The sequence below is a fragment of the Rhodococcus sp. BP22 genome, assembly GCF_014281965.1.
In the GTDB taxonomy this organism is placed as follows: Bacteria; Actinomycetota; Actinomycetes; order Mycobacteriales; family Mycobacteriaceae; genus Rhodococcoides.
The window spans coordinates 192,837-206,529 of the sequence record NZ_JACFTB010000006.1 but is presented as its reverse complement, the minus strand read 5'-3'; the positions used below and the strand labels follow the sequence as shown (position 1 = coordinate 206,529).

At 63.3% G+C, this 13,693-nt stretch carries 11 protein-coding genes; 7 read left to right on the top strand and 4 right to left on the bottom strand.

The window, feature by feature from the left end:
• Positions 1-23: 23 nt before the first annotated feature.
• Positions 24-1,574: a methionine--tRNA ligase gene (gene metG / locus H2510_RS14790; RefSeq protein WP_186629057.1), complete on the bottom strand. Its 1,551-nt coding sequence runs from the start codon at positions 1,572-1,574 to the stop codon at positions 24-26.
• A 20-nt stretch (positions 1,575-1,594) separates the two neighbouring features.
• On the opposite strand from metG, the gene H2510_RS14785 reads away from it, so the two are divergent.
• From H2510_RS14785 to rsmA, 3 genes are all read left to right on the top strand, one after another.
• The gene (locus tag H2510_RS14785) at positions 1,595-2,434 is read left to right on the top strand and encodes a TatD family hydrolase (RefSeq protein WP_186629056.1); all 840 of its coding nucleotides are present in this window, start codon (positions 1,595-1,597) and stop codon (positions 2,432-2,434) included.
• Between the two features lie 138 nt (positions 2,435-2,572).
• On the top strand, positions 2,573-3,700 hold the full coding sequence (locus tag H2510_RS14780; RefSeq protein WP_186629055.1) for a resuscitation-promoting factor: 1,128 nt from the start codon (positions 2,573-2,575) through the stop codon (positions 3,698-3,700).
• Positions 3,701-3,721: 21 nt separating this feature from the next.
• Positions 3,722-4,597 (top strand): 16S rRNA (adenine(1518)-N(6)/adenine(1519)-N(6))-dimethyltransferase RsmA, encoded by an 876-nt coding sequence (gene rsmA / locus H2510_RS14775; protein WP_084347885.1) that lies wholly within the window; start codon positions 3,722-3,724, stop codon positions 4,595-4,597.
• Positions 4,598-4,699: 102 nt separating this feature from the next.
• Here rsmA and H2510_RS14770 read toward each other — a convergent pair whose 3' ends face one another.
• Positions 4,700-5,683 (bottom strand): YafY family protein, encoded by a 984-nt coding sequence (locus H2510_RS14770; RefSeq protein WP_186629054.1) that lies wholly within the window; start codon positions 5,681-5,683, stop codon positions 4,700-4,702.
• A gap of 115 nt (positions 5,684-5,798) precedes the next feature.
• Between H2510_RS14770 and H2510_RS14765 the strand changes: the two genes are divergently transcribed.
• From H2510_RS14765 to H2510_RS14755, 3 genes are all read left to right on the top strand, one after another.
• Positions 5,799-6,734 (top strand): 4-(cytidine 5'-diphospho)-2-C-methyl-D-erythritol kinase, encoded by a 936-nt coding sequence (locus H2510_RS14765; protein ID WP_186629053.1) that lies wholly within the window; start codon positions 5,799-5,801, stop codon positions 6,732-6,734.
• Complete coding sequence (locus H2510_RS14760; RefSeq protein WP_186629052.1) at positions 6,734-8,530, top strand: ABC-F family ATP-binding cassette domain-containing protein; 1,797 nt, start codon at positions 6,734-6,736, stop codon at positions 8,528-8,530. The genes H2510_RS14765 and H2510_RS14760 overlap by 1 nt, the downstream gene beginning before the upstream one ends.
• Positions 8,531-8,687: 157 nt before the next feature.
• On the top strand, positions 8,688-9,365 hold the full coding sequence (locus tag H2510_RS14755) for a DUF4166 domain-containing protein (RefSeq protein WP_186629051.1): 678 nt from the start codon (positions 8,688-8,690) through the stop codon (positions 9,363-9,365).
• A 33-nt stretch (positions 9,366-9,398) separates the two neighbouring features.
• Here H2510_RS14755 and H2510_RS14750 read toward each other — a convergent pair whose 3' ends face one another.
• Entirely contained in the window at positions 9,399-10,055 is a 657-nt protein-coding gene (locus H2510_RS14750; RefSeq protein ID WP_186629050.1) for a hypothetical protein, read from the bottom strand.
• A gap of 157 nt (positions 10,056-10,212) precedes the next feature.
• Complete coding sequence (locus H2510_RS14745; protein ID WP_186629049.1) at positions 10,213-11,895, bottom strand: peptide chain release factor 3; 1,683 nt, start codon at positions 11,893-11,895, stop codon at positions 10,213-10,215.
• A gap of 144 nt (positions 11,896-12,039) precedes the next feature.
• On the opposite strand from H2510_RS14745, the gene H2510_RS14740 reads away from it, so the two are divergent.
• The gene (locus H2510_RS14740) at positions 12,040-13,674 is read left to right on the top strand and encodes a fatty acyl-AMP ligase (RefSeq protein WP_186629268.1); all 1,635 of its coding nucleotides are present in this window, start codon (positions 12,040-12,042) and stop codon (positions 13,672-13,674) included.
• The last annotated feature ends 19 nt before the right edge of the window (positions 13,675-13,693 follow it).

Sequence of the window (13,693 nt, the reverse complement as noted above, 5' to 3'; positions counted from 1 at the left end):
ACCCCGCCCCCGACACCCCCGCGCTACTTGACCTCGTACTTCGGGAAGATCGGCGACGGGGCGGGTAGAGGCGTACCTGCGACGATTCGGGTGCCGATATCGGAGAACTCGTGCGCTGGACTGCCGAGCAATTCGAGGATCCGGGCCGCCGAGTCGGGCATGATCGGCTGTACCAGAATGCCGACGATGCGCAGCACCTCCATCGTCACGTAGAGCACGGTTGCCATGCGCGCCGGGTCCGTCTTGCGCAGTACCCACGGCTCCTGCTGCGAGAAGTAGCGGTTGGTCTCGCCGAGAACCGACCAGATCGCCTCGACGGCCGAATGCAGTGCCTGCACGTCGAATTCGCGTCGGCAGATCTCGAGCAGTTCGTCTGCGCGTGCCAGCATCGCGGAATCCTCGGCGGTGAATTCGCCCGGCGTGGGTACTACGGCATCACAATTCTTGGCGACCATTGTCAGCGAACGCTGTGCCAGGTTGCCGAGTTCGTTCGACAGGTCTGCGTTCATCCGCGTCACGATCGCCTCGGCGCTGTAGCTCCCGTCCTGGCCGAAAGAGACCTCGCGCAAAAGGAAGAAACGGAGTGAATCGAGACCGAACTCCTCGACCAATGCGAAGGGGTCGACGACGTTGCCGACCGACTTGGACATCTTCTCGCCCTTGTTGTTCAAGAAACCGTGGACGAACACCCTCTTGGGTAGTTCGACACCGGCGGACATCAGGAACGCAGGCCAGAACACGGTATGGAAACGCGTGATGTCCTTGCCGATGATGTGAAGGTCTGCGGGCCAATACTTCCGGTACTTCTCCGACTCGGTATCCGGGTAGCCGACGCCGGTGATGTAGTTGGTCAATGCGTCGACCCACACGTACATCACGTGCTCGGGATCGTTCGGTACTTGAATTCCCCAGTCGAACGTCGTCCGAGAAATCGACAGATCTCGCAGTCCGCCCTTGACGAAGTTGACGATCTCGTTGCGGCGCGAGACCGGCGCGATGAAGTCGGGCTGCGCGTCGTAGAGCGCGAGCAGCTTGTCCTGATACGCAGACAGTCGGAAGAAGTACGACGCTTCCTCGGTCCACTCGACAGGAGTGTTCGTTTCGGTGGCGACGCGGGTGCCGTCGTCGGCGACCGTGGTCTCGGACTCGGTGTAGAAGGCCTCGTCGCGAACGGAGTACCAACCGGAGAATGCGTCGAGGTAGATGTCGCCGTTGCCCTCCATGCGCCTCCACAGCTCCTTGCTGGCGGCGTGATGGTCTTCATCGGTGGTGCGGATGAACCTGTCGTGGGAAATGCCGAGAGCCTTGTCGAGCTCCTCGAAAGCATCCGAGTTGCGTGCAGCGAGATCGACGACGTCGATGCCTTCTTTGACGGCCGTCTGCTGCATCTTCAGGCCGTGTTCGTCGGTTCCGGTCAGAAACATGACGTCGAAACCGTCGAGTCGCTTGAATCGGGCGATCACATCCGTCGCGATGTACTCGTAGGCGTGTCCGATGTGCGGAACGCCGTTCGGGTACGCAATGGCAGTTGTGACGTAGAAGGAGGGCCGTGAGGCATCAGCTGGCGCAGTCATGGTTCGCCTACTCTATCGGCGTGAGCAAAGACCGTCCCGCACCACCATTGCCCGAGCCGCTCGGCCACCTCGTCGACGCCCATACCCACCTGGACGCATGTGGTGCCGTCGATGCGGCCGGCGTGGCTGCCATCCTCGATCGAGCCGAGTCCGTAGGTGTTTCTCGCGTGGTGACCGTTGCCGACGATCTTGCCGCCGCACGCTTCGCTGTCGACGCAGCTCACTGGGACCGGCGAGTGTGGGCGGCCACGGCGATACATCCGACGCGAGCCAACGTGCTCGACGAGACGACCCGCACCGAAATCGAGCAGCTTTCTGCCGATCCTCGGGTCGTCGCAGTGGGGGAGACAGGCTTGGACTACTACTGGCCCGGCAAACTCGACGGGTGCGCGACGGTCGAGGAACAGCACGAAGGATTTCGCTGGCACATAGATCTGGCGAAGCGGCTGCGCAAGCCGCTGATGATTCACAATCGTGAGGCCGACGACGATTTGCTGGCGGTCCTGAAATCCGAAGGTGCCCCGGAGACCGTGATATTCCATTGCTTCTCCTCCGGGCCGGAAATGGCGAGGGCCTGCATCGACGCGGGGTACGTACTGAGCCTGTCCGGGACCGTCAGTTTCAAGAACGCTCACGCTCTACGGGAAGCAGCCGTGCTGATCCCGGATGCGCAGTTGCTGGTGGAAACCGACGCTCCCTTTCTGACACCCCATCCGTACCGCGGGGCCCCGAACGAGTCCTACTGCCTGCCGTACACCGCCCGGGCGCTCGCGGAGATCCGGGGTCAGGACCCTGGGGATCTTGCCGCCCACGTCACTGCCAATGCGGAACGAGTGTACTCACTCCTGTCGGGCCAATAACGGAAGACACAACACGGCTTCACTCTGCAACTGGTTGCGTGCTGGGGTTGCGAGATATCCATCAGTTCGTTACCGTACCGTGACCGACCGCCGGGCGTTTCGAACAGAAGGTAACGCTCCAGAATCCAGGAATCGCTTGTGTCTAGTATTGCCCGCCTTAACTCCACCAGGTCTTTGACCTTCTACCTGGTGGTCGCCGCGCTGCTGGCGACGCTGATCGTCGGGGGCGCCACCGCCGTCGCTCGTCATAAAACCGTGACAATCGACGTCGATGGCGAGATGATCACGCTCAGCACGATGACGTCCGACGTCAACGGTGCGTTGGGTGCGGCTGGATACGAACCGAGCGACAAGGATCTCGTAGTGCCTTCCGGCGACTCGTCGCTGTCCGACGGCGAGACGGTCGTCCTCCGGCGCGCTCGAGAACTGAGCGTGACGGTGGATGGCCAACCCCGCGAGGTCTGGACCACAGCACTGACGGTCGACGAAGCCCTTTCACAGATGGATCTGGCCCAGGACGTGCACGTTTCCGCTTCGCGCGGTGAGCGACTGCCACTGGAAGGCACGTCGCTGGAAATCGCACTGCCCAAGCAGGTCTCGCTCGTCGACGGAGCTGCTCCGGCCGCACCGGTGACACTGGCGGCACCTACCGTCCGGGAACTTCTCGAGCAGGTAGGCGCGCCACTCCAAGAAGCCGACACAGTTGTCCCTGCACCCGACGAGATCGTCACCGAGGGCGCGTCGATCATCGTCACCCGAGATCGAACCGAGACCAAGTCCGAGACCGCCGATGTAGCGCCACCCGAGCAGCGCATCGAGGACCCGACGATGAACATGAGCCGTACCGTCCTCGAGAATCCCGGCGCACCCGGAATCTCCGACATCACCTGGGCGATCAACACCGTCAACGGCAAGGAAGTCGGCCGCGAGAAGGTAACCGAGACCGTCAAGGTTCCGGCGCAACCGAAAGTAGTTCGAGTCGGCGCCAAGCCGGGCACCGAGGTCCCGCCCGTCGAGAACGGCAGTACTTGGGACGCACTCGCACAATGTGAAGCAACAGGTAACTGGGCCATCAATACCGGCAACGGATTCTTCGGTGGAGTGCAGTTCGATCAAAACACCTGGGAGCGCCAGGGCGGCCTCAAGTACGCGCCCCGCGCTGACCTTGCGAGCCGCGAAGAGCAGATCGCCATCGCTTCGGTGACGCAGAAGTCCCAGGGATGGGGAGCGTGGCCTGCGTGCACCTCCCGCCTCGGCTACCGATGACAGGTGCGTAGAGTTTTCACAGTGCAAGAACATGTGAGGGAACCCGCGGCGCTGCTAGGGCCTGCGGAGGTGCGATCTCTCGCCGCCGAGTTGGACGTGCGTCCTACCAAACAACTCGGCCAGAACTTCGTGCACGACGCCAATACGGTGCGACGCATCGCGGCCGCAGCCGACATCTGTGGCAGCGATACCGTCCTCGAGGTCGGGCCCGGTCTGGGCTCACTGACGCTGGCCCTGCTCGACGTCGCAGACGCCGTCATTGCCATCGAGATCGATCCCAAGTTGGCATCGCGGTTGCCGCAGACAGTGGCCGAGCGAGCACCGTCGCTGGCCGACCGTCTCACCGTCGTCGAGTACGACGCGCTACGAATCAAGGCCGCCGACATTCCGGGGGAGCCGGCTGCCCTCGTCGCGAATCTTCCCTACAACGTAGCGGTTCCGGTTCTGCTGCACCTGTTTTCGGAACTGCCGTCGCTCCGCACCGCTTTGGTGATGGTCCAGGCAGAAGTAGCCGATCGACTCGCCGCAGACCCCGGCAACAAGATCTACGGCATCCCCAGCGTCAAGGCGGGATTCTTCGGAACCGTCAAACGCGCAGGATCCGTCGGGCGCTCGGTATTTTGGCCGGTGCCGAAAGTGGAGTCCGGGCTGGTGCGGCTCGATCGGTACGCAGAGCCACCGTGGTCCATGGACGACGCCCATCGACGTGCCGTGTTCGCCGTCATCGACGCCGCATTCGCGCAACGTCGCAAAACCCTCCGTGCAGCACTCAGCGGTTGGGCCGGCTCGCCCGTCATCGCGGAGCGCCGGTTACGGGAGGCCGGGATCGACCCATCTGCTCGCGGTGAAACTCTCGACGCCGCTGCCTACGTGCGGTTGGCGGCAACCGAAGCCTGAGCTGTCGGGATCGCTTCGGTCCAAATCGCTTCGGTCCAAATCACTTCGGTCCAAATCGCTTCATTGGTCCATTCATACGATCAGATCACTTCAGTGGTTCATTCAAGCGAGCCCGTCAGCACCCGCTCGGTACCGACGGCTGAGCATTGTGTGTCGCTCCGCGAGCACTCGGCACTCGTCGGCGAGTTGCGGCGGATCGAGGACCGTGAAGTCCGTGTCGAAGGCGGACAGCCATCGAGCGATCGAGGGCAGTGAATCTCCCGCCAAGGCGATGAGGCAGGTCTCGTCGCTTTCGGACTCGAGAGTGCCCCATTCCGCGTCGACCATCGATGCGATCGTCTCGATCGGTGAGTGCAGCCGTATCCGTGCCTGCACCTGAGCGAGTGCACGGTCGATTCCCCGCGCGACGAATGCCGCTGCCCCGCCGTCGGGTAATTCTCGTGGGGTGAAGCGTGGACCCGTCGGAATCTTCGGTTGGAGCCGGTCGACGCGGAACGATCGCCAGTCCTGACGGTTCAGGTCCCAGCCGAGTAGGTACCACCGGGAGCCCGCCCGCACCAGGCTGTAGGGCTCCACCTCGCGCCGGGTCTCGGTCCCGTCGTGGCTGCGGTAGTCGAATCGCAGTCGTTCTTGGCTATGGCACACACCCGCAACTGCCGACAACACCGCAGCGTCGACGGCGGATCGTGCGGCAGGACGATCTACGACGTCGATGCGCAGGGCGTCGAGTCGGTGTTGAATGCGCGACGGCATCACCTGGCGCAACTTGGTCAACGCGCGCATCGACGCCTCCCCGATTCCCGCTACCGAGCCACCGGCCGCGGATTGGAGTCCGAATGCCACTGCGAGTGCTTCGTCGTCGTCGAGCAGCAGGGGAGGCATTTCGGCGCCCGCACCCAGCTGATATCCGCCGCCAACGCCTGCGGTGGCGTGGACCGGATATCCGATCTCGCGGAGCTTGTCTACATCGCGTCTGACGGTGCGCGGGGTGACGTTCAGTCGGTCCGCGAGGTCGGCCCCTGCCCAGTCACGCCGTGTCTGGAGCAGGGACAGCAACTTCAGAAGTCGTGCCGAGGTTTCCCGCATAACCCGATAATGGCAGTAATTGCGGACCGATGCTGTCCGCAGTCGGGGTGATCGGGGAGTTAGGACGGCCACACGAATGTGGGGTACCACGATTTCTCCACTACTGTTGACCCTCGTGCTCTCAGTCGTCCCCAGCCCCGTAGTCGTCAGGGCTCCGTCCAAGGTGAATTTGCACCTATCGGTCGGTGACCTGCGCGAGGATGGCTATCACGAGCTCACCACGGTGTTTCAGGCGCTGTCGTTGGCCGACGAAGTCTCGGTGGTGCCGGCTCGGGCCTTACGCGTGAGTGTTCGCGGCGACGATGCGCGGTCGGTTCCGACCGACGAGCGCAATCTGGTGTGGAAGGCGGCAGTGCTTCTTGCCGACGCCGTCGGACGTGAGCCGGGCGTCGAGATCACCATCGACAAGGGCATCCCGGTGGCAGGCGGTATGGCTGGGGGGAGCACGGACGCAGCGGCGACGCTCGTCGCGCTCAACGCCCTGTGGGATCTGGACCTTTCCCGAGCGGAGTTGACCGATCTGGCCGCCAAGCTCGGCAGCGATGTCCCGTTCGTTCTGCACGGCGGAACTGCGATGGGTACCGGCCGAGGGGAGAAGCTACTTCCGATCCTCTCGCGCAACACATTTCATTGGGTACTCGCCTTGGCCAAGGGCGGTCTGCAGACCCCAGCTGTGTTCGCGGAGTTGGACGAGCTGCGCGCCAAGGGAAACCCGCCGCGCGTCGGTGAGCCCGAGGCTCTGATGCATGCGCTCGCGATCGGCGATGCGAATGCGCTTGCGCCGCTTCTCGGTAACGATCTGCAGGCTGCCGCGCTGTCGCTGCTTCCGCAATTGCGCCGCACCTTGCGCGCAGGGGTGAGCGCCGGCGCTTTGGCCGGGATCGTCTCGGGGTCGGGTCCCACGTGCGCTTTTCTGTGTGCTGATGCTGATACCGCAGTGTCGGTCAGTGCTGAACTATCCGGTGCGGGTGTCTGCCGCACCGTGCGTGTCGCGAGTGGCCCGGTTCCCGGCGCTCGCGTGGTAACTAGTGAATCGATTGGTTTCTCCTGATGGTCAATCTCGTCAATCTCGAAAACGTCTCCAAGTCTTTCGGCGTCAAACCGCTGCTCGACGGAGTGTCCCTCGGTGTGCAGGAGGGCGAACGCATCGGCATGGTCGGCCTCAACGGTGGTGGTAAGACCACCACGCTCGAGGTTCTCGCCGGTATCGAGCCGCCCGACTCGGGGCGGGTCAGCCGGGTCGGTGGACTGCGGATGGCCGTCGTCACCCAGCGCGGCGTGCTGCCTCCGGGTTCGACCGTCGGGCAGGTCGTTCTCGACCCACTCGGCATGGCCGAGCACGAGTGGGCAGGCGACTCACGTGTACGAAACATCCTGACCGGCATCGGCATTGCAGACCTCGGTCCTATCGGTAGCTCGGGGCTCGACGCTTCCATCGACAACCTGTCCGGCGGTGAGCGCCGAAGAGTCGCGCTGGCGGCGGCGCTGGTTCAGGATCTCGACCTGTTGGTGCTCGACGAGCCGACCAACCATCTCGATGTAGAAGGCGTGCAGTGGCTTGCTGCGCATCTGGTGTCGCGGCGGAGCGCTCTCGTCGTCGTCACTCACGATCGTTGGTTCCTCGACACCGTGGCGACGAAGACGTGGGAGGTCGTCGGCGGTGGTGTCGAAACATACGAGGGCGGTTACAACGACTGGGTGTTCGCCCGTGCCGAGCGCAGTAGGCAGGCCGACGCTTCCGAGGAGCGTCGCCGAAACCTTGCGCGCAAAGAGCTGGCGTGGCTGCGTCGCGGTGCACCGGCCCGGACGTCGAAGCCCAAGTACCGGATCGAAGCGGCCGAAGCGCTCATCGCCGACGTGCCTGCGCCGCGTGACTCCGTTGCCTTGGCGTCGTTCGCGCAGCGTCGACTCGGCAAGGTTGTCATCGAGCTGGAAGATGCGCGACTCGAAACTCCGGACGGCCGTGAGCTGGTCCGCGACTTCACCTGGCGCCTCGCGCCGGGTGAACGAGTGGGTCTGGTCGGGGTCAACGGTTCCGGTAAGACCACGCTCCTGCGCACCCTTGCCGGGGAGTTGGAACCCGCCGCTGGCAAACGTATTCAAGGTCAGACCGTCAAGATCGGTTGGCTCAAGCAGGAATTGGACGATCTGCCCAAGAAGCTGCGAGTTCTCGACGCGGTCAAAGAGGTAGCTGAGCGAATTACATTGGGCGACAAAGAGGTATCGGCGGGTCAGCTCGCCGAACGTCTCGGGTTCACCCCGGCCCGTCAGCGCACTCCGGTCGGCGATCTGTCCGGCGGTGAGCGTCGACGGTTGCAGCTCACACGGGTATTGATGGCGGAGCCCAACGTGCTGTTGCTCGACGAGCCCACCAACGATCTCGATATCGACACACTGCAACAGCTCGAGGACCTGCTCGACGGCTGGGCCGGGACCATGGTGGTCATCAGTCACGACCGGTACCTCATCGAGCGGATCTGTGACTCGACCTGGGCGCTGTTCGGTGATGGCAAGCTCACCAACCTTCCCGGTGGCATCGAGGAGTACTTGCGTCGGCGCGCGGTGATGGCGGCTGAGGCCACACCGGATTCGCTGACTACCGGCGGTGTCGTCAAGACCGCTGTGCGTGATGCCGGATCCGAGAGGGCTGCTCGTAAGGAGCTCAGCAAACTGGAGAAGTCCGTCATTCGTTTGTCGAAGCGGGAAGCGGAGCTGCACGCCGAACTGGCGGAGGTGGCCACCGATCCGAGCAAGCTCGTGGCATTGGATACCGAGCTCAAGCAGGTGGTGGCGGACAAGGACGTCGCCGAGGAGCGTTGGATGGAGCTGGCCGCCGAGCTCGAGTGACCTGCACATGATGGCGGGGCACGACGGCAGTAGGTACTTTCGATAGCAGGACGGTTTGGCGGATCGCGCACACCGGATACGAGAGGACCTACGAGTACATCGTGTCCACACTTTTCATACCGAGCTTCCAGCCGAACGCTGAGATGGGGTCCAACCAGTGACGTCCGTGGTGCGCACGGCCATGGGTGATTCGTTCGAGGATCTACATCCCAAGGTCCAGTGGCGTTTCGGACTGTCCGCGGCGGACGGGCTTTGCCAGATCGGCGTCGGCGTCATGGAAGAGATGACCCATTCGGCGTTGGTGCCGTGGCCCGTTCTGGCGCTCGGGGCCCGGCGGGGTTTGTTCCCCGGAGGTCGAGGAACCGACGTTCCCTTCACCGTCGCCAACTACGCGTACACCGACGATCTGGGTCGGGAAACGATGTCGTTCGTGCGCAGGTTTGCCTTCGTCGGAAAGCCACAGGGCATGAACTCGGTGATGGTCACACCGGCTGTGTCCCAGGGGAACGATGTTGCGCTGGACTATCTGGGATACAGCTCGGACATGCTGGTACACACTCGATGTAGCGCGGACGCCGATGGTGGAATCCTGCTCGAGAGCGGCGCTCCACGGATACGCGGGCTACGTGTCCCCGCGTTCGCATCTGCCCTGACGACCGGGCGCGAGTGGTGGGACGAGGGCGAGCAGCGGCATCGCATTCAGATCGACGTCACCAGCCCGATATTGGGACGACTGTTCCACTACCGAGGATGGTTCACAGCAGAGGAATGCCCGTGCGCGGCCGCTGACATCCCCGAAGATGCACGGCCGTCGCGGCTGGAAGCGCACGAATAGCCCTGCCGAAAGGCCGTCACTTGCGGTGAGAGATCAGCGGTAGCCCTTGGCCGGGTTGAGCAGATCGAGCACGATGGTCTGCCCATTGGACCTGACATGGATCTCAGGGTTCTGCAGTCCACCGGAGGTGAGGTACTCACCGAGGAGCTGAAGTAGCTCGTCGGGGCCGACCGAGGTGTCTGGCGTACGGATGTCGCCGGTGCGGCTGCCCAGCTCGTTCTGAGTGAGTCGGCCCGCTATGCGTACCGAGGCAACACCCATCGCGGTCCGGCGGTCGGGTGCTGCGCCGCGTGCCGGGCTCGAGGACGGCACGCTACTGGCGCCGTTCGTTGCGTAGGTGCTCGATCGGCCGTTGGTCGGCAGGCCGTGCTCGGAGATCTGATCGCTAGTAGTCACTTCAACCTCGTTCGAATCTTTGGACGGCTGCTCGGGGCCGGCGCTTGCGGGTTCCTGCTTCATGCCCGACTGCTCCACTTCATGCGTGATCGCAGGCTTTGCCGACGTAGTAGGTGCCATCTCGGCGGGATCCTTCGCCGGAGGTGTGGCGGTCTTCGGATTGTTCGATGCCTGCGACTCGGCCCAAGGCGGCAAGATGTCCGCGGCCAATTTCGGGGTCGGCGTACTCAACCGGTGGGCCGGTGTTTGGCCGATCTTGATTCCCGCCTGCGGATAGCTGGAACCCTGCGTCATAGAAGACCTCGCGTCGTGAAGAACCTGTGTCGAGCCACGTCTCGGCGTGCAAAGCATCGCACTCGAGTATGAAACGTACCCGAAGCCCGTTCGGACTTCGGAAGCGTAACACTATGACTGTTTAGCGGGTCCGATTGCGAGTATTTTCCCGCTGCGGTCACTCACCCGCAGCTACGAGGGGCTCCAACGTCAGTTCGGGCATCTCCTTCTGGAGATACTGCAGACGCCACTTGTCGCTGACGAGAGCGAGCAGCACGCCGTCCGTCCGCGTGAAAACCTCCACCCCGCGCTGGCGACCCAACTCGACCGCAGACTCGGTGTCGGTCCGACGAGCGAGCGAATAGCCCAGCGATTCCAGACGAGCATCGACACCGAACTCAGCTTTCATTCGGGCCATGACCACCTCGAACTGCATGGGACCGACAGCTGCGAGAACCGGCGAAGCGTCACCGCGAATATCGTTGCGCAACACCTGAACAACGCCCTCGGAGTCCAACTGCTCCACGCCGCGACGGAACTTCTTGTACTTGTCGGCGCTGTCCACGCGCAACAGTGCGAAGTGCTCGGGCGCGAACGAAGGAATCGGCGGGTACTCGACCTTCTTCTCCGTGTACAAGGTATGCCCAGGTGCGAGAGCGGTGGCGTTGACGAGTCCCACGACGTCGCCGGGATACGCGTGCTCGACCGTGGTCCGCTCCCGACCGAACACGGTCAAGGCGTACTTGGTGGTGAACGGCTTACCGGTCTGCGAGTGCGTCACGACCATGCCGCGCTCGAAAACGCCAGACACGACGCGCATGAACGCCAATCGGTCCCGGTGCGCTGTATCCATTCCCGCCTGCACTTTGAACACCACAGCGCTGAACGGATCGGTCACTTCCCTCGCCACACCCTTGATGTCTTCCCTCGGTCCTGGCTGCGGCGCGAGCGCCACCAGAGTGTCCAAGATCTGGCGAACCCCGAAGTTGAGCATCGCCGAACCGAAAATGACGGGCGACGTCTGGCCGGCGAGGAACATTTCCTGATCGTGACCCTGGCCGCTTGCAACCAGGAGTTCGCTCTCTTCGACCGCCGTGTCCCACTCGATGCCCTCGCGCGCAGCGGCAGCGTCGGCATCCATCAATTCCTCGGGGGCGATAGTGGCGCCACCAGCGGTGCGAGTGAACCGAATGTAATTGCCTGCCCTGACGTCGAGCAGACCACGGAAGTCTCCTGCGATGCCGACAGGCCAGTACAGCGGTGTCGGTGTCAGTCCGATGCGCTGTTCGATCTCGTCGAGGAGTTCCAGTGGTGACTGGCCCGGCCGGTCCCACTTGTTGATGACGGTGATGACCGGAATGCCGAACTGGCGGCACACCTGAAAGAGCTTGAGCGTCTGTGGTTCCAGGCCCTTGGCTGCATCGATGAGCATGACTGCCGCATCGACAGCGGTAAGAACCCGGTAGGTGTCCTCGGAGAAGTCGGCGTGGCCGGGAGTGTCGACGAGGTTGATGACGTTTATCTCGTCGACGCTCCGGTCGAGCTGGTAATTGAACTGCAGCGCGGTCGAACTCACCGAGATGCCGCGTGCCTTCTCCATCTCCATCCAGTCCGAGACCGTGGCTCGTCGACCGGCTTTGCCATGGGTGGCGCCCGCTTCCGAGATCACTCGGGCGTGCAGCGCAAGCGCCTCGGTCAGCGTGGACTTACCGGCGTCGGGGTGGGAGATGACGGCGAAGGTGCGCCTGCGATGGACCTCGTGGACGAGTTCCTTGTGCGGGTTCTTCGGCTGCGCCGTCGACTCGGTGGCGGTACTGCTCTTGTCGACCGGAGCGTCTACCGAATCGGGCGGCGTACTCAAACGAACCTCAATCTCACGTTGTGCGGCATCGGGCTCGTACCAGGGTACTCGGACGAAAAGGCGGTAACGGTTCACCTCCGGGCGAGGATTGAATAACCTGAACACCACCTGCCGCGACCACGCTCGCTCGACGAGGAGATGGCATTGAGTAAGTTCACCGAAGAAATGTTCGCGACGGCACAATCCAGTCGTCGCGGACTCGTGACCGGCGAGCCTGACCAGCCACTCCGTCAGTCCTGGGGTGAGATCCACCAGGACGCGCGCGCGATGGCGGGCGCTCTGGCCGAGGCGGGGATCGGACACGGCGACGCGATCGGTGTCCTCGCCGGGCAGCCGGTGGACATCGCACCCGCCTGTCAGGCCGCGTGGATGCGTGGCGGCTCGGTCACGATGCTGCATCAGCCGACACCGCGAACCGACCTTGCCGTGTGGGGGCAGGACACCGAATCCGTGGTGAAGATGATCGACTCCAAGGCAGTCGTTCTAGGAGCACCTTTCGATGTCGCCGCCCCGATTCTCGAGGAACGCGGGATCACCGTGTTGAAAATCGAAGACATGCGTCGAGGCGCTCCCATCGACCCGATCGACACCTCGGAGTCCGACATCGCTCTCCAACAGTTGACGTCGGGGTCCACGGGGTCACCCAAAGCGGTGCAGATCACCCACGAGAACTTTTTCGTCAACGCGTACGCCATGATCGATCGGATCGAGTTCGATGTCGACCGAGACGTCATGGTCAGTTGGCTGCCGCTGTTCCACGACATGGGTATGGTCGGGTTCCTTACCGTGCCCATGCAGGTCGGGGCCGAGGTCGTAAGTATCACCCCACTGGACTTCCTGCGGTCACCACTGCTGTGGGCCAAGCTGATCGACAAATACCGCGGAACTGTCACGGCGGCACCAAATTTCGCCTACTCACTACTCGCTCGACGGCTACGGCAAGCCGAGGACGATTTCGATCTGGATCTGAGCTCACTGCGCTACGCCTGGAACGGCGCCGAGCCGGTAGACCCGGACACGATGACGGCTCTCGCCGAGGCCGGGAGGCCGTACCAACTCGATCCGCTGGCCCTTGCCCCTGTCTACGGTATGGCGGAAACGACTCTGGCCGTGTCCATCCCGGACCCATATCAAGGACAGGTGCTCGACGTCGTCGACGCAGACCTGCTCGAGGCGATGGGGCGGGCAGTACCGGCTACCAAGGGCAACGTGCGGACCCTGGCGACGCTCGGCAAGATGGTGCCGAACCTCGAAGGGCGCGTGGTGGACAAGGAAGGGCAGGTACTGACACCGCGTGGTGTCGGCATCATCGAAGTACGCGGTAAAGCGGTGACCCCCGGATACATCACCGTCGACGGCCCGGTAGCAACCCAGGACCAGGACGGTTGGCTCGACACCGGTGACGTCGGCTACTTCACCGAGGACGGTCTGGTCGTGGTGTGCGGGCGCATCAAGGACGTCATCATCATGGGCGGCCGCAACATCTATCCGACCGACATCGAGCGTGCCGCAGGGTCGGTGCGCGGAGTGCGCCCGGGCAACGCCGTCGCAATCCGTCTCGACGCCGGTGACAAGCGTGAAAGTTTCGCAGTTGCCGTGGAAACCAACGATTTTCAGGATCCGGAGGAGGTCAAGCGAATCGAACGCGAAGTGGTCCATGCCGTGCACTCGGAGGTAGGCGTACGGCCACGCACGGTCGCTGTCCTGGGGCCTGGGTCGATTCCGAAGACGTCCTCGGGCAAGCTGCGTCGGGCAAATTCGGCTGCGTTGCTGGGGTAGCGCGCACCCTTTTTGTAAA